12 protein-coding genes are annotated in these 17,308 nt (G+C 42.7%); 5 read left to right on the top strand and 7 right to left on the bottom strand.

The window, feature by feature from the left end; genetic code table 11:
* The first annotated feature begins 130 nt into the window (after nucleotides 1-130).
* The 3 genes from ACFFGT_RS14345 (at nucleotide 131) to ACFFGT_RS14335 (ending at nucleotide 4,143) form a co-directional block, all read left to right on the top strand.
* A complete protein-coding gene (locus ACFFGT_RS14345; RefSeq protein ID WP_377023230.1) occupies nucleotides 131-1,510 on the top strand; it encodes a M20/M25/M40 family metallo-hydrolase in 1,380 nt (459 codons plus the stop codon).
* A gap of 182 nt (nucleotides 1,511-1,692) precedes the next feature.
* Nucleotides 1,693-3,021 carry an MFS transporter gene (locus ACFFGT_RS14340; protein ID WP_377023229.1) on the top strand — a complete coding sequence of 443 codons (1,329 nt, stop codon included), beginning with the start codon at nucleotides 1,693-1,695 and terminating at the stop codon, nucleotides 3,019-3,021.
* A gap of 312 nt (nucleotides 3,022-3,333) precedes the next feature.
* Nucleotides 3,334-4,143 carry an SDR family oxidoreductase gene (locus tag ACFFGT_RS14335; RefSeq protein ID WP_377023228.1) on the top strand — a complete coding sequence of 270 codons (810 nt, stop codon included), beginning with the start codon at nucleotides 3,334-3,336 and terminating at the stop codon, nucleotides 4,141-4,143.
* 331 nt (nucleotides 4,144-4,474) lie between these two features.
* Here ACFFGT_RS14335 and ettA read toward each other — a convergent pair whose 3' ends face one another.
* The gene (gene ettA, locus ACFFGT_RS14330; protein WP_377023227.1) at nucleotides 4,475-6,157 is read right to left on the bottom strand and encodes an energy-dependent translational throttle protein EttA; all 1,683 of its coding nucleotides are present in this window, start codon (nucleotides 6,155-6,157) and stop codon (nucleotides 4,475-4,477) included.
* Nucleotides 6,158-6,681: 524 nt separating this feature from the next.
* On the opposite strand from ettA, the gene ACFFGT_RS14325 reads away from it, so the two are divergent.
* Nucleotides 6,682-9,216: an ATP-dependent Clp protease ATP-binding subunit gene (locus tag ACFFGT_RS14325; protein ID WP_377023226.1), complete on the top strand. Its 2,535-nt coding sequence runs from the start codon at nucleotides 6,682-6,684 to the stop codon at nucleotides 9,214-9,216.
* Between the two features lie 186 nt (nucleotides 9,217-9,402).
* On the opposite strand, the gene ACFFGT_RS14320 is transcribed toward ACFFGT_RS14325, so the two are convergent.
* A complete protein-coding gene (locus ACFFGT_RS14320; protein WP_377023225.1) occupies nucleotides 9,403-10,512 on the bottom strand; it encodes a carboxypeptidase-like regulatory domain-containing protein in 1,110 nt (369 codons plus the stop codon).
* Nucleotides 10,513-10,661: 149 nt separating this feature from the next.
* On the opposite strand from ACFFGT_RS14320, the gene ACFFGT_RS14315 reads away from it, so the two are divergent.
* Complete coding sequence (locus ACFFGT_RS14315; RefSeq protein ID WP_377023224.1) at nucleotides 10,662-11,057, top strand: hypothetical protein; 396 nt, start codon at nucleotides 10,662-10,664, stop codon at nucleotides 11,055-11,057.
* A gap of 73 nt (nucleotides 11,058-11,130) precedes the next feature.
* Here the strand turns inward: ACFFGT_RS14315 and ACFFGT_RS14310 are convergent, their stop codons facing one another.
* The 5 genes from ACFFGT_RS14310 to ACFFGT_RS14290 form a co-directional block, all read right to left on the bottom strand.
* Nucleotides 11,131-11,943: an enoyl-ACP reductase FabI gene (locus tag ACFFGT_RS14310; protein WP_377023223.1), complete on the bottom strand. Its 813-nt coding sequence runs from the start codon at nucleotides 11,941-11,943 to the stop codon at nucleotides 11,131-11,133.
* 34 nt (nucleotides 11,944-11,977) lie between these two features.
* Nucleotides 11,978-12,745, bottom strand: a complete 768-nt coding sequence (locus ACFFGT_RS14305) for an energy transducer TonB (protein ID WP_377023222.1) — start codon at nucleotides 12,743-12,745, stop codon at nucleotides 11,978-11,980.
* Nucleotides 12,746-12,773: 28 nt separating this feature from the next.
* Complete coding sequence (gene recN, locus ACFFGT_RS14300) at nucleotides 12,774-14,462, bottom strand: DNA repair protein RecN (RefSeq protein WP_377023221.1); 1,689 nt, start codon at nucleotides 14,460-14,462, stop codon at nucleotides 12,774-12,776.
* Between the two features lie 87 nt (nucleotides 14,463-14,549).
* Nucleotides 14,550-16,544 carry a M56 family metallopeptidase gene (locus ACFFGT_RS14295; protein ID WP_377023220.1) on the bottom strand — a complete coding sequence of 665 codons (1,995 nt, stop codon included), beginning with the start codon at nucleotides 16,542-16,544 and terminating at the stop codon, nucleotides 14,550-14,552.
* A gap of 5 nt (nucleotides 16,545-16,549) precedes the next feature.
* The gene (locus ACFFGT_RS14290; RefSeq protein WP_377023219.1) at nucleotides 16,550-16,927 is read right to left on the bottom strand and encodes a BlaI/MecI/CopY family transcriptional regulator; all 378 of its coding nucleotides are present in this window, start codon (nucleotides 16,925-16,927) and stop codon (nucleotides 16,550-16,552) included.
* Nucleotides 16,928-17,308: the final 381 nt, after the last annotated feature.

Below are 17,308 nucleotides of genomic sequence, written 5' to 3'. Positions count from 1 at the left end.
TTCGTTCCTCAGGATGACAAAATGTTAATAGCTATTCTTATTTACCACCAATTTCTTCAATTATACGCCCTCCAGCCTTCATCCTTTAGCTGTCAAATAGTACATTTGTTAAACTGATCTGATTATTGATATGAAGAAATTTTCCTTACTATTTTCTGCTGTGTTGCTGTGTGCACAAGTTAAAGCGCAGGATTCATTAGCCATCCGTAAAATGTATGATGAGGCATTGGTTAACGGCCAGTGTTATGATAACCTGCGTTACCTGTGTAAAAATATAGGCCAGCGTATAAGCGGTTCGGCCAATGCCCAGAAGGCTGTTGACTGGAGTAAAAAACTGATGGATGGTTATGGCTTTGATAAAGTTTACCTGCAGGAGGTAATGGTGCCTCACTGGGTGCGCGGAGCAAAAGAAGAGGCTGCTATTATTGATGGAAAAACCCGCATCCCGGTGCCGATTGTTGCTTTAGGCATGTCGATAGCTACCCCTAAGGAAGGTATCACTGCTAACGTTATAGAAGTTAAAAGTATCAAAGAGCTTGAAGGCCTTGGCGAAAATGTGGTAAAGGGAAAGATAGTTTTCTTTAACCGCGCGTTTGATCCGCGTTTTATTGAAACCGGCATGGCCTACGGTACCGCAGGTGATCAGCGTTTTATGGGCCCGGCCGTAGCGGCCAAACTTGGTGCAGCCGGTGTAATAGTACGTTCCCTTACCGAAATTATTGATGACTATCCGCACACAGGTGCTACGCTTGCTGCTCCCGGCAGTAAAATGATCCCTGCTGCGGCTATCTCTACCAAAGCGGCCAATAAGCTGAGCACTATGCTTAAACTGAGAAAATTCCCTGCGGCTAAATTTTACTTTAAGCAAAACTGTGAGTTGCTGCCTGATGTGAAATCATACAATGTTATTGGCGAGATAACAGGTTCTGAAAATCCTAATAAGTTTATTATAGTTGGCGGTCACCTTGATTCATGGGATTTGGCCGAGGGCGCGCATGATGATGGTACCGGCGTAATGCAGTCGGTTGAGGTATTGCGTATTTTTAAAGCAGTAGGTTACAAACCTAAAAACTCAGTACGTGCCGTATTTTTTATGAACGAGGAGAACGGCCATAAAGGCGGCAGCAAATATGCCGAACTGGCTGCCCAAAATAAAGAGCAGCACATTGCAGCCATTGAAACTGACGAAGGCGGGTTCACGCCGCGCGGTTTCAGCTTCGCCGATGTATCGAAAGATTTTATAAAAAAGGTGAATGATAACTTCAAATCAATCCTTGAGCCTTATGATGTTGACAAGTTAACCATTGGCGGTGCCGGTACCGATATTGAGCCGATGAAAGAAACCCTGCCCGGAGTAGTGCTGATCGGTTTTCGCCCGGATTCACAAAGGTATTTCGATCTGCACCATACTGCTAAAGATGTTTTTGAAAACGTAAACAAACGCGAGCTTGAGCTTGGCGCAGCAGGTATGGCGGCATTTATTTATTTGATTGATCAGCACGGATTGTAAGCCTGATGTTGAACCGTGATTTTTAGGATTAAAGGATGACCATGATACTCAGTCGCTGTCGAATCCAGACTTACAAAGTTTTTAAAACTTCGTAAGTCTCCGTCTCATGGCAATCCTCTAATCCTATTAATCAAGGTTCTTTTTTTATTACCTTTGCGGCACATCTTAAAAAATAATAAATAGTGACCGAAGAAGGCGATAGTAAACCCCGGAAAGTAGACTCCTTTGCAGCATTGCGTTATAAAGATTTCAGATCTTACATAGGCATGCGTTTTTGTTTCACCTTTGCATATTCCATGCAGGCCGTAGTACTCGGCTTTTATATCTACAGCATCACCCATAGTAAAATGGCCCTCGGCCTTATTGGCTTATGCGAGGCCATTCCGGCTATAGGTATTGCGTTATACGGTGGCTATATTGCCGATAAATCAGAAAAGCGGAAAATGCTTTTGCTGATTTTTAGCGGTGTATTGCTTACCTCGGCTGTAATGTTTACTGTTACACTCAGCAGTATGAGTGGTATAATACATACCGGCTGGATAGTACCGATCATGTACGCCATGATATTTTGTAATGGCGTGGCCCGTGCTTTTTATGGCCCGGCAACTTTTACAATTTATGCCAACAGTATCCCCAAAGAGTTATATCCTAACGGCAGTACCTGGAGCAGCAGCAGCTGGCAGATAGCATCTATTTTGGGCCCGGCGGCTGGTGGTTTGATCTATGGTTATGCCGGTAAAATCAAGTTTCTGCATGGGGTAAGTGGTATCACTGCAACTTTTAGCTGTATTATTTTCCTGCTGCTGGTATCATTGGTATTGGTTTATGCGCTAAGAAAATATCCCGCCCAGTATATTCCTAAAGAAAGTATCTGGAAAAGCCTTTCTGAAGGAATCCACTTTGTGTTTAGTAATAAGATGATGATCGGTGCTATGAGCCTCGATCTGTTCTCTGTGTTTTTCGGTGGCGCGGTGGCTTTACTGCCGGTTTTTGCTAACGAGATCCTGAAAGTAGGCGCGGAAGGATTAGGAGTAATGAGGGCAATGTCATCATTAGGGGCGGTGCTGACCATGCTGGTGATGACTCGTTTTTCGCCTATGGGTAAACCATGGCGTAACCTGCTAATTGCAGTAACGGGCTTCGGCTTATCCATCATATGCTTCGGTTTATCAACCAACTTTTATTTATCGCTGTTATTCATTTTTACCGAAGGTGCTTTTGACAGTATCAGTGTTATCATTCGCGGTACGCTGATGCAGCTTTTAACGCCAGATCATATGCGCGGCAGGGTTTCGGCCGTTAACCAGATGTTCATTGGTTCTTCAAACGAAATCGGTGCTTTTGAATCGGGTACAGCTGCACAATTGATGGGTACTGTTCCCTCGGTATTGTTTGGCGGCAGTATGACCATGCTTATTGTTGGTATTACTTATCTTAAAACTAAAAAGCTGATACCGTTATCGCTGCAACAAATCCATGCGCCGGACGAGGAAGGGATAAAGGCAGGGTAAGGATTTTAGATGTAAATACTAAAAAGTGTCATTTCGATAGAGCAGGGGTGGAAATCAGCATTGGGGCGAAAGAGAAATCTTATGCGCCATGCCAGGCGGATGTTCAGGTCGTATAAGATTTCTCACTCGTTCCTCGTTTCGAAATGACAATTGTTTTTTATCTCGCTTTCTGCCATGAACTTTTTATGTAGGTAACATTATTTTTAATTTATCTGCTTGTTTTGCTGGGATATAAATTCACATCTTTACGCTGCCGAAAAACGGCACATGCAACCAATAAACAATCAAATAAAACAACTCACCCTTACAACAATGAAAAAGGTAATATTAGTAACAGGAGCGTCTTCTGGTATTGGCTTAGCCTGCGCTAACGCGCTGCAAGCCGCAGGCCATACGGTTTACGGCTCATCGCGTAGTCTCGACCGTATGAAATCCGTATCGTTTAAACCTGTTCAACTTGATGTTACCGACGATGCTTCGGTAAAGGCAGCTGTTGATACCATTATTAAAGCCGAAGGTAAAATTGATGTGCTGGTTAACAATGCAGGCAACGGCGTAACCGGTCCGGCTTATGCCATGCCGGTTGAAAGCGCCAAGCAGCAATTTGAAGTTAACTTTTTTGGTGTGATCCGTGTTAGCTCGGCAGTGTTGCCGGGGATGATCGAAAAAGGCCAGGGCCTTATAGTGAACATTAGTTCATTGGCCGGTTTGTTCGGTTTGCCATACCAGGCTATGTACAGTGCTTCAAAGTATGCTATTGAAGGCTACTCACAAAGTTTGCGGATGGAGCTGAGGAATACAGGCGTTAAGGTAACGCTGCTTAACCCTGGCGACTTTAAATCGGATTTTAGCCAAAACCGCGCTAAAGTAGCTTTCCCAATAAAAAATGATAAGCTGGAAACCGAATATAATACAGCTGTTGCCGCCATGGAAAAGGACGAAAACATTGCGCCAAGTCCTGAATCATTAGCTAAAAAACTGGTTTCGATAGTAGCTTCATCAAGTCCTAAACACCGCTATTTGGTAGGGCAGGTTGGTCAGACCATTGTACCTACGCTAAAAGCGATTTTGCCGGGCGGTTTGTTTGAAAAGTTGATGAATGATCATTACGGGATAAAGTAAAGAAATATGTCATTGCGAGGTACGAAGCAATCGCACGGAAGCAGGGCTATCCTGTATAGCATGCGATTGCCACACTAATCTAAAGGCAATGACATTTAGTTTGATAACAAAAAATGCCATCCGGTTAGGTTGGCATTTTTTGTTATCAAACTACTTTGGGTTTTACCTACGGCAGTTAAACTTTATGTCATTGCGAGGAGCAGCCTGGGCATGTGCGCCGGGGCGACGTGGCAATCTCGTCGCTTGCATAGCAAACCTGCATGGGTGAATTGCATTGGCTACGGGATTGCCACGCTATCGCTCGCAATGACATGGTATATAATTTGATTTTTTACACCGTCAACTTCTTATACTTGATCCTTTTCGGCGCTATATCACCCAAACGTTTCTTCCTGTTCTCTTCGTAATCGGAATAGTTTCCTTCAAAAAAGTAAACCTGCGAGTTACCCTCAAAGGCCAGGATGTGCGTACAGATACGGTCGAGGAACCAGCGGTCGTGACTGATCACTACGGCACAGCCGCCAAAGTTTTCCAATGCTTCTTCCAGTGCCCGTAAAGTGTTTACGTCGATATCGTTGGTGGGCTCATCCAGCAACAATACGTTCGATCCTTTTTTGAGGGTAATGGAAAGGTGTACGCGGTTACGTTCACCACCTGATAGTACGCCTACTTTTTTCTGCTGATCGGCTCCGTTAAAGTTAAATTTGGATACGTATGCCCTTGAATTAAGCGGCTTGTTACCAACCATTATGGTTTCCAAACCGCCGGTTACGTTTTCCCAAACAGATTTGTTAGGATCAAGATCGTCATGCATTTGATCAACATAACCTAAAGCTACCGTTTCGCCAACACGGAAGGTGCCCGCATCGGGCTGATCCTGCCCGGTAATTAAACGGAACAAGGTGGTTTTACCCGCACCATTGGGGCCGATGATGCCAACTATACCTGCCGGAGGTAATGAGAAGCTCAGGTTATCGAACAATAATTTATCGCCGTATGATTTGCTTACACCATTTGCTTCAATTACCACGTTACCTAAACGCGGGCCCGGCGGAATAAACAGCTCCAGCTTTTCTTCGCGTTCTTTAGTTTCTTCGGATGCCAGTTTTTCGTAGTTACCTAAGCGGGCTTTTGATTTGGCGTGGCGGCCTTTCGGACCCATGCGTACCCATTCCAGCTCGCGCTCCAGGGTTTTCTGACGTTTGCTCTCGCTCTTTTCTTCCTGTGCCAAACGTTTGGCTTTTTGATCAAGCCATGAGGAATAATTTCCTTTCCATGGGATCCCTTCTCCACGGTCAAGTTCCAGGATCCAGCCGGCAACGTTATCCAAAAAGTACCTGTCGTGCGTTACAGCGATAACTGTTCCTTTATATTGTTGTAAATGTTGCTCCAGCCAATCAATAGATTCAGCATCTAAGTGGTTGGTAGGCTCATCAAGCAACAGTACATCCGGTTCTTTTAATAGCAGGCGGCATAAAGCCACACGGCGGCGTTCACCGCCCGATAATACCGAAATTTTGGTATCTGGTTCAGGGCAGCGGAGGGCATCCATGGCGCGTTCCAGTTTGCTGTCCAGTTCCCAGGCGTTCACCGCGTCGATCTGGTCTTGCAATTCGCCCTGGCGGTTCATGAGTTTCTCCATGGCGTCTGCATCTTCATAATACTCAGGAAGACCGAATTTCTCGTTGATCTCTTCGTACTCCTTTAATAAGGCGGTAGTTTCAGAAACACCTTCCTCAACTATTTCGCGTACGGTTTTTTCAGGATCAAGTTCGGGTTCCTGGCTCAGGTAGCCAACGGTGTAGCCCGGCGAAAATACCACTTCGCCTATATTGGTTTTATCAATGCCTGCAATGATTTTGAGCAATGACGATTTACCGGAACCGTTTAAGCCGATAACGCCAATCTTAGCGCCGTAAAAAAACGACAGGTATATGTTTTTTAATACTGTTTTTTGCGGGGGATAAACTTTGCTCACCCCGGCCATTGAAAAAATTATCTTTTCGTCTGCCATTATAATTGATCGATAAATAGAAATTCAAATATGGCTAAAATAGATGAAAAGGAGGCCGCAGATTAATGATTAGGAGTAGTAATTTTAAGCTGATTTTTGAGTTATAATGTTAATTTAAATTTAATTGAACCTTAAGCGAAGGGACACAACCATCACCGGGCATTAACCGTATATAGTTATATGACGATAATTACAAGGCTAATGCCTAATTGTCATGTTTATGACGAAATGCCTTAAATGGTGGAAATGTTATAAATTATTTGAAAATTGTTTAAACTTTTTTAAGATATTTATATCAAACAGGTGAGTTTCGTTCGTATATTGTAAAAAAAATAGTTGTTAGCGGGCTTTTCGGGTAAAAACTGTTGATTGATGCCAAACTTTGATACATTGCGTATCATAACAATGTCTGTTTCTGCAAAGCTTTAAATGTTGGCAATATTGTTGATAAAAGTAAAACAGGCGTCATAGTTTGTAAAAACATAATTTATACATTAGGGCGTTCAATAATAAGAAAGGTATATATGGAAGCTAAATTTTCGCCGAGGGTAAAGGATGTTATTCAATATAGCAGGGAAGAGGCATTACGCCTTGGGCATGACTATATTGGTACTGAACATCTTTTGCTGGGGCTTATCCGCGATGGGGATGGTGTAGCAATTAAATTGCTGAAGGGATTGAACGTTGATACCGCAAAACTTCGCCGCGCCGTTGAGGATGCAGTAAAGGGAACTATTGGAACAAACGTACATATCGGCAGCATCCCGTTAACAAAACAGGCCGAGAAGGTATTGAAGATAACTTATCTGGAAGCCAAAATATTTAAAAGCGATGTGATTGGTACAGAGCATTTGCTGCTGTCTATCCTTCGCGATGAGGACAACATTGCCTCGCAGATACTGGTGCAGTTCAACGTGAACTACGAAGTATTTAAAGGTGAAGTTGAATCACATAAAAACGATGTTACTGACGAAATGCCGGGATCACCTACAGGTGGCGATGACGACTTTAAAGAAGAAGAGTCATTTAGTCAGCCTAAAAAAGTATCCGACATTAAATCAAAAACACCGGTGCTTGATAACTTTGGCCGCGATTTAACCCGCGCCGCCGAAGATGGCAAGCTTGACCCGATCGTTGGTCGTGAAAAAGAGATCGAAAGGGTATCACAAATTCTATCGCGCCGTAAAAAGAACAACCCTATATTAATAGGTGAGCCGGGTGTAGGTAAATCGGCCATTGCCGAAGGCCTTGCATTACGCATTGTTCAGCGCAAAGTATCACGTGTATTGTTCAATAAGCGCGTAGTTACACTTGATTTAGCCTCATTGGTTGCAGGCACCAAATACCGCGGCCAGTTTGAAGAGCGGATGAAAGCGGTAATGAACGAATTGGAAAAATCACCTGATGTAATTTTATTTATTGACGAGATCCATACTATAGTAGGCGCTGGTGGTGCTTCAGGTTCGCTTGATGCATCAAATATGTTTAAACCGGCTTTGGCGAGGGGAGAGATACAATGCATTGGCGCAACCACTTTAGATGAATATCGCCAGTACATTGAAAAGGATGGTGCTTTGGACCGTCGTTTCCAAAAAGTAATGGTTGAGCCGGCTACGCCGACTGAAACTATTGAGATCCTGAACCGCATTAAGGATAAATATGAAGAGCACCACGGTGTTACTTATACTCCCGAAGCAATTAACGCCTGCGTTAATTTAACCACCCGTTACATTACCGACAGGTTTTTACCGGACAAGGCTATCGACGCGCTTGACGAAGCTGGTTCACGTGTTCACTTAACCAATATCCACGTGCCTCAAAACATATTGGATATTGAACAAAAGATAGAGCAGATCAAGATTGAGAAAAACAAAGTTGTTCGCAGCCAGAAATATGAAGAAGCTGCCCAGTTGCGTGATACCGAAAAGAATTTGTTAGTTGAGCTTGACCAGGCAAAAGCTGTTTGGGAAGCCGAAACAAAATCAAAACGTTATACCGTAACCGAAGATAACGTTGCCGAAGTAGTATCAATGATGACCGGCATCCCTGTACAACGTGTAGGCCAGGCCGACAGTCAAAAATTGCTGAATATGGCTGATACTGTTGCCAGCAAGATCATTGGACAGGACGAAGCTATCAAAAAGCTAACCCGTGCCATTCAAAGGACCCGTGCCGGTTTGAAAGATCCTAAAAAACCAATTGGTTCATTCATCTTTTTAGGCCCTACAGGTGTTGGTAAAACTGAGCTTGCCAAAGAGCTTGCCCGTTTTATGTTTGACACTGAGGATGCCCTGATCCAGATTGACATGAGCGAGTACATGGAGAAATTCGCGGTATCCCGTTTAGTGGGTGCGCCTCCGGGCTACGTAGGTTATGAAGAAGGCGGACAGTTAACTGAAAAAGTACGCCGTAAACCATATGCTGTAGTGTTACTGGATGAGATCGAAAAAGCTCACCCTGATGTATTCAATATCCTGTTACAGGTATTGGATGAAGGTCAGCTTACCGATTCATTAGGCCGCAAGGTTGATTTCAGGAACACCATCATCATCATGACATCAAACATCGGCGCCCGCCAGTTGAAAGACTTTGGTCAGGGTGTAGGTTTCAATACAAACGCTAAAACTTTGCAGGCCGAAACCCACTCACGTGGTGTTATTGAGAATGCTTTGAAACGTGCTTTTGCACCTGAGTTCCTGAACCGTATTGATGATGTTATTGTGTTTAACTCATTAGGTAAAGAAGAGATCTTCAAGATCATCGATATCGAGCTTGCTTACCTGTTTAGCCGTGTAAATGGCTTAGGTTTCAAAATTGAGCTTACCGAAACTGCTAAAGATTTCATTGCCGAAAAAGGTTACGATTCGCAATTTGGTGCAAGGCCGCTTAAACGCGCCATCCAGAAATACCTGGAAGACCCAATTGCCGAAGAGATCCTTAAAGGTGAATTAGCCGAGGGTGATGTAATGGTAGTTGATTTTGATGCTGAAGCAAAAGAGATCAAAATTACCGACAGAAAAGGTGAAAGCAAAAAACCCGAGCAGGAAGAGCAAAAGTAATTTTGCGATACTGTAGATAATATCAAATCCCCGTTTCATTTTTGGAACGGGGATTTTTGTTGTAGGTGTAGGAGAGGAGCCGGTTAAATATGTCATTGCGAGCGCAGCGTGGCAATCGCATACTATACAGGGTAGCCATGCCTCCGTGCGATTGCCACGCTGCGCTCGCAATGACATGGGTTTTAATTATTTCTTCTCCACCATCGGCTCATAATCAACCGGCAGCATTTCGGCAACACGGCTTATGCCCCAGTCGCCTTCGTATATAAGGGCATGAGGATTTTCAATAATGCCGTTATTGTCAAAAAACGCGTTGGGTTCGTCGAAAGAAATAATGGTTGTTGCATTGTTGGGCATATTAAAAGCCTGGACAACACTACTTGATGGATCCTGTCCTTTTTTAGTATACATAACATACAGGCAATCGGTATAGCCTATGGCAAATAAGCCTTCCTGGTCAGTAAGCTTGAAGAAGTCGGGCCTGTCTAACGGCTTATTAACAAGGCTCTGCAGGTATTTATTGTTAGGGCCGCCTTTGTAGTTGGGGTTTGGCTTACGGATCAGGCGCATAACGACAAAGTTTTCGCTTGTCAGGCTATCCTTAATGGCTGCCCGGTAAAAATGCATGCTTGAGCCAAGATAAGCCGACTGCCGTAGCTTATACCATTTACGTTTTTGCTTTTCGGTACCTTTCAGGTCTTCAAAGGTGGAGATCCCTTCGTAGTATAGCATTGCCTTTGCCGGATTGTAGTTAAAGTTGGTTACTTTATAGCTGATGCGGTAACCTAAAGCTTTATTTTCAATTTCCAGGAAATCATGCGAAGAAGCCTTTAAGATATTGGTAACATCATCATAGTCAAAATCAAGCACATCCGAATTTAATATTTTACACTGAGCAGCATTTGCTGAATTACCCAAAAACTGTTGTCTGAATATGGCATAATACCTTTCCCGGTTAGGGTCGGGCCTGATCTTAACTTCACTAAGTTGAAAAGTTTTAGGAATAACGCTGATGGTACCCAAATCGATATTGGTATTACCTGCCTGCAGGCTATAGGTATAAGTTTCATAACCCACTATAGATATAATGAAATCATACTTGCCTGGCTTTACGTTGCTTAAGGTGAAAGTGCCGTCATCGGCCGTTTTGTTGCCCACCTGGGCATTATTTAAAAATACACTGGCATTGGGTACTGGTTTGGTATCGGTCATGTTAATTACCTTTCCGGTAATTTTTACCTGGGCCAAACAGCATGCAGGGAACAATAACAATAAAAACAACAAGGACTTACGCATAGTTAAAATTAAACTAAAAAATTAGTTAATCAATATAGCAGCGAAAAAAAGCACCGAAAATTGAGAACCGAAATAAAATAATTTAAAAAACGTTTAAACCTTTGAACAAAAATTTGTTCATACAGTTATAATAACTAACGCAATACTTTATGAAAAAAATCTTGACTTTAATTTGCTGCACTATTGTACTTGCCGCAACCTCGTGTAAAAAGGAGTATGTTTCTACAAGCCCGAGTGCTACCACTATTTTTGATACTACTCCGGCTTTTGTGCTTGACAACAGTTCCAATCCTGGTAGCATCCACGGCTATACCACAACTTTAGCTGTGCCTGAAATCACTGATTATTATAACAATCACGGCGCTGTTTTGGTGTATTTGGATGATAATGGCACTTACGAGCAATTACCGGATGTATATGACGGAATCAGCTACAGGTTTGTATACACCAAGGGAACGCTATATATTGATGCGCAAAATGCTGACGGTAGTGTACCTACGGCAGCTCCGCCTGCTTTAAAACTTAAAATAGTTTTAGTACCGTAATTTAACCTCACTTAATAAAAAAGGAGCTCTTGCATTTGCAAAAGCTCCTTTTTTATTAATAACAATATTATAATTATTTCGCCATTTGGTCAATAACCGCCTGGGTTACGCCGGTGAACGAGAAGCCTCCATCATGATACAGGTTTTGCATGGTTACCATTTTGGTAAGATCACTAAACAGGGTTACGCAGTAATCGGCACACTGATCGGCATCAGCATTACCCAGCGGGCTCATTTTTTCAGCAAACTCAATAAAGCCATCAAAGCCTTTTACACCCGAACCTGCAGTAGTGCGGGTTGGCGACTGAGAGATAGTGTTAACACGTACTTTTTTAGCCATGCCGTACTCGTATCCAAAGTTACGGGCAATGCTTTCCAATATCGCTTTGTTATCGGCCATATCATTATAGCCAGGGAAATAACGCTGAGCAGCGATATAGCTTAAAGCCAGTACCGATCCCCATTCGTTAATGGCATCATGTTTCATGGCAGCCTGCAAAATGCGGTGAAGGCTTAATGCAGATATATCAAACCCTTTGTGGGTAAAATCGTAGTTGTTTTCAAAGTAAGGAATGTTTTTGCGTACGTTAACGCTCATGCCTATCGAGTGCAGGATGAAATCAACCTTGCCGCCGAAATGCTCAAGTGTTTTAGTGAACAGGTTGTTGATATCATCGCCATTGGTAACATCGGCACCAATAACAGGTGCGTTGCATTCTTCGGCCAGTTTATTGAGTTCGCCCATGCGTAAAGCAATAGGGGCATTTGATAATACAATTTCAGCACCTTCCTGTACAGCGCGTTGTGCCACTTTCCAGGCTATTGATTGCTCATTTAGTGCACCGAAAATGATGCCTTTTTTACCTTTTAATAAATTATAAGCCATTTGTTAAGTTTTTATAATTGAAGCAAAGTTATAATTATTTATCAGTTAGTTTAAATTCAACCGAAACAGTTTGCGTCATCATAACAGGCCTGCCGTTTTCAATGCCAGGGATCCAGCCACCTAAACGTTTTATGGTGTTTATCAGTTCCTCGTCGCAACCATAACCTATGCCTTTTAAAATTTTAAATTCATCAGGTATACCATTTCTTTTGACTTTGAATGAGACTTGCACTGTACCTTCAATATTATTTTCAATGGCTTTAGTGGGGTAGTGCACTTGTTCATTTACCAATTGGATAAATCTACCATAACCGTCCCTAAACCTGGCAGCGACATGTACTCCACCCAAAAAACATCCGGCATTTGCCTTGTAGTCGCGAATAAACGAAGGTATAATTTTAGGATGCCTGCGTTTAGCGCTTATAGTTATTTGACCTCTCTCGCTCACGTCTTTAACCAAAGCAGATGGCAGGTAAATCATTAAGAAACGGCTACCTTTGTTATAAACAGGTTTGGGGGCATATAATACGTTTTCTTCAAAAGTTAACGTATCATTGAATTTCACGCCCTCAAGTATAAAGTATCCGGACGTATCAGTTCGGGTAGTAATATTAATGCGATCGAAGTCTATATATTTTTGAGATGAACGTAGTTCAATGTATTTTACAGGCTTACCCGCTTCATCATAAACATAACCATGTATATTAATGGTGTCACGGCGAACAACCGAATCCTTTACGGTTTGTTGGGCAAGTAACCTCGATGCCGATAGTACTAACACCAGGCAAAAAAATAATTTCATTTTGGTTTAGGTTAGATGATTAATTGGGCTAAACACTCAGCAATTCCCTTGCATTCTGCAACGCGCTTTCACCCGGTTTATCACCACTCAGCATTTTGGCAATTTCCAATACGCGTTCGTCGTTGCTTAGTTGTTTAATACGGGTGAAGGTAGCAGCCTCGCTATCGTCTTTGTAAACAAAATAATGGCTTTGGCCCTTGCTGGCAATTTGTGGTAAGTGGGTAATGGTGATCACCTGCAGGTTTTGGGCTAAACGCTCCATGATCTGCCCAACCTTGTTAGCTACCTCACCGGATACACCTGTATCTATCTCATCAAAAATAATAGTAGGTAGGGCCGTATATTGCGCCACGATAGATTTAATGCTCAGCATCAACCGTGAAAGCTCACCGCCCGAAGCCACCTTGCTCATCTCGGCCAAAGCATGCCCCTTATTGGCCGAAAACAGGAACCTGATGTTATCAATCCCAGTGGCCGTAAGCAAAGGAGCTTGCTCAGCAGCACCCCCTTTAGGGGGCGGGGGGGGCAATTGTTCAATTTTTAAGCTTGAACTCGCCATGCCCATCTCAGCCAGCGTTGCCAATACCTGTTTTTCAATATCCGGGATAGCTTTTTGGCGATTGGCCGATAATTGTGCTGCCAGTTTTTCCAGTTCGGCTTTATCGGCAGCTATTTGTTTTTGTAGTTTTTCAATGGCCTCATCGCTGAACAAAGCCTGCTGGATCTTTTCAGATAGGTCGTCCTGGATCTGCAATAGTTCGGCATTGGTATTTACCCGGTGCTTTTTTTGCAGGTTGTAAATCATGCTTAGCCGCGTGTTAACCTCTTCGGCACGGGCTTCGTCAATAAAAGTATGTTCTTCAATGCCTTCAATTTCGGCGGCAACATCTTTCAGTTCAATAATCGCGCTATTGATACGCTGGTGCAGTTCGGCAACAGCAGGGTTATATTTTTCTATCGAACCCAATGCTTGTCCGGCTTCTTTTAACTGGATAAATGCCGCAGCCTCGCTATCCTGTAAAAGATAATTGGCGTTTAACAGGTTGCGCTTAATCTCTTCGGCATTATTAAGGGTATTTAGTTCCAGTTCCAAATGTTCCTGTTCATCGGCAACCAAGGCGGCTTTTTCCAGCTCATCAAACTGAAACTGAAAATAATCCAGGTCGGCTTTGGCTTTATCACTTTCGGCAATCAACTGGTTAAGCTTGCTTAATGATTTTTTGTATGCCCTGAATTTGCTTTGATAATCAAACAGCAAATCCGAATGACGGGCAACTGAATCAACTATCAGCAATTGAAAATCGGGATCGTTGATCTCCAGCGTAGCATGCTGCGAATGGATATCGATCAGCTTTTCACCCAGTTGTTTCAGAGCAGTGAGGTTAACCGGGGTATCGTTCACAAAAGCCCGGGATTTACCATCGGCAGAAATTTCGCGGCGAAGCACGGTTTCTGTTTCGTAATCCAGGTCGTTCTCCTCAAAAAAATCGGCCAGATGAAAGCCGCTGATCTTGAATGTACCTTCAATAACGCATTTCTTTTGCTGATTGAAAAAGTACTTGCTTTCGGCCCGCTGCCCTAAAATAAGTGAAAGGGCACCCAATATGATCGATTTACCTGCACCGGTTTCACCGGTTAATATGTTCAGGCCGCTATCAAAACCTATCTCCAGGTTATCGATAAGTGCGTAATTATTAATGGTTAGCTTTTGAAGCATAAAAAAAGTGTCCTCATTTTATTGAGGACACTAAATTACAAATTAAGGCTCTTTAAAAAATATTTTTAATGTTATTTGCTAATTAATTTAGTTAGTAGCTGTGTCGGTTTTTATGTCTTCTTTATCGTCGGTGTCAAACTTATAATCAAACTGGGTATCCATTTTATCGCGGTACAGTTTCATTTTTTGTTTAAAGGCCGGGCTTTTCATATAATCCCGCAGTTTTTTGCTGGCTTCTTTAAGGCGTTGCTGAGCAGCTCTAATTTCGGGGCTATCCTGGAAACCACGCATTTGCTGGCCAATGTTCTTCATATCATCCTGTAGCTTTTTCATGTCAGGATTGTTATAAGCTATCCTGATACTATCGCCCATGGCTTTCATTTTGTCTCTTTTGGCAACAAAGTCTGCCGATTGGTAACGGCTCCTTATTTTTTCTCCCAGTCTTTTAAGCTGCTCGGTTTGTTCTTTTACATCAGCCGGGATCTTGCTTTGCAGTTCGTCCTGGTATTTTTTGTAGTTAGGGTCCCTGTCATCGTTATAGCCATTGTAACCCCGGTTATGCGGAATGCCATACTTTTTCTCCAGTTCCTCGTTCATTTTTTTAAAGTCAGGACTGCTGTAATAAGCACCGATCTTACGGCCGATCTCGCCCATCTGTTCACTGGTTTTTTTGCTTTCAGATGTTTCGCCATAATCCTTTTGGAAGTCTTCGCCCATTTTTTGCATTTGCAGCTTCATTTTCTCCATGGCATCGGTATTATAATAAGCTTGAAGTGCTTTGCTCTTGGCTTCAAGTGCTGCCTGTTGCTTTTTAAAAGCGTCGCTGGCGTAATATTTACCAATCAGCTCGCCTTGTTTACTTACTTCGGCACTTAGTTTCTCCAATTCAGCATCGTTAAAACCGTCATAGTTAAAATTATCGTGACGCTGTTTGGCCTTAACAATTTCGGCAGGTGTTTTCTTTTTGTAGGTTACCGCTTTTTTTGCTTTTACTTTATGTGTGGTATCCTCCATAAATATTGCATGCAGGGCAGCAGGCGCCGCAACTTTTGTAACGGTTAGCTTGCCATCTTTTATAGTAGGGTTTAGCCAGGCAATGCTGCTAACGCCCGCAGCCATTATGGCAATGGCCACAAGCAGGTGGCGGATATTGCCTATAGGTTTCTTTGTTTTCATGATGCGTTCAATTCTGTTTAATAAATGATATTTTTTGCCGTTAGCAGCCAGGGCCAGCTGTAAATGCTGCTGCCTGGTTTGCTCCAGTTTAAGGAGGGCATGCGCGTAAATCAACGGTTGTTGGGTTGTTTGCACAACAAGATCGTCGCAGCTGTTTTCGCGCTCCTGGTTAATAATGCGGTTAATTAATTGGGCAAAGGGATTAAAGAATAACAGTATGGAAATAAATTGCTGCATTAGGTTAAGCAGATAATCATTACGCTTTATGTGCGATAGCTCGTGCAGTAAAATGGCTTCAACCTCGGTGGCCGATAAGTATGTAGTAAGGGTTATCGGCAACAATATAATGGGGCTTAAAAAGCCAATCATGCAGGGTGCATCAACCATACGGCTAAAGTTTACCCACACATTTTTAGTAATCCCCAGCTTTTGGCAAAGCTCATCGGCAAAGTCCTGCAGCCTGTCGGCAGGTACCATGGTACGTTTTATCAGGCTGATCTTTTGCCAGCTTAAGCTTACCTTAAGCAGGTTAAACACCAAACCCGCAAAGTAAAGGGCCGATATATAGGGCAGATAGCCTTTTATGACGTATTCGTAATAGCTACTTTGCGGCCGGGCGGCTACTTCATGCAGCGGCAGGTAGAAACGTGGTAATAAGGATGGCGCACCAGCGGCTGTGTAATTGATCCACTCATGCATCCTGAACTGATGGATAAACGTGTATATAAACCAGGCACTTAAAATAAGCATAGCGCCCAAAGCCCAATTATGCTTTTTAATGGCCGATAATCGCGGCGCGCAAATGAACACTAATCTTAAAGCAAACCATATGAGCAATCCCTGCCATAACGATTGTAAAATGGTTACGCCTAACACCTGGCTTATATTATAGAATAAGTTTTCCATAACGTTTATTTTTTATCCTGATCAAATTGATTCAAAAAGTTTTTAATAGCGTCAATCTCGTCTTTTGATGCGCGGTGCTGGCCAAGCGCCTGTATCACCAAGTCGGAAGTAGAGCCTTTAAATACAGTAGACAAGATTTTATCCAAAGCGTTGCTTTGCGCCTGCTCCATTGTGAATAAAGCTTTGTATAAATGTGTTTTTGAAGTGGTGTCGCGCTCAACCATTCCCTTATCGTGCATAATTTGCATCAGTTTTAAGGTAGTAGTGTAGCCGGCATCCTTGGTTTTAGAAAGTTCCTCATGAACATCACGTACGGTGCATTGGCCCTTTCTCCAAATTACCTGTAAAATTTCAAGTTCGCTTTCTGTTGCTTTAATTTCCATCTGTTTCTCTATTACGAATTCCTTCGTACAAATATCTACGATAGATTTCGTATTTGCAAGGGGTTTGGAAAATATTTAACAAATTTTAACGGTTGGGATTGTTTTTTTAGTGAATGGTTGATTGAGTTGATTAGGTGAGTGGTGGGATAGCGGGGAAGTTGCACGCATATTTAGGCACGCAAAGCCGCGAAGAAGAAAAAACTTGGCGGCTTGGCGCCTTTGCGTGAAATAATTCTGAACCGGAGTTTTTAGAATTAAGGAATAATCGGAATTTTAAAGCGATAAGCAAATTCCATAAATTAATTCGTTTAATTCGAGTTCAGACCAAAAAATCAGCGAAATCAATGTAATCATCCCCAATCAACGGTTCAGACAATAAAT

This window comes from Mucilaginibacter angelicae (assembly GCF_042434235.1).
Classification (GTDB): Bacteria; Bacteroidota; Bacteroidia; order Sphingobacteriales; family Sphingobacteriaceae; genus Mucilaginibacter; species Mucilaginibacter angelicae.
The sequence above is the reverse complement of the archived record's forward strand: the minus strand, read 5'-3'. Positions and strand labels throughout refer to the sequence as shown.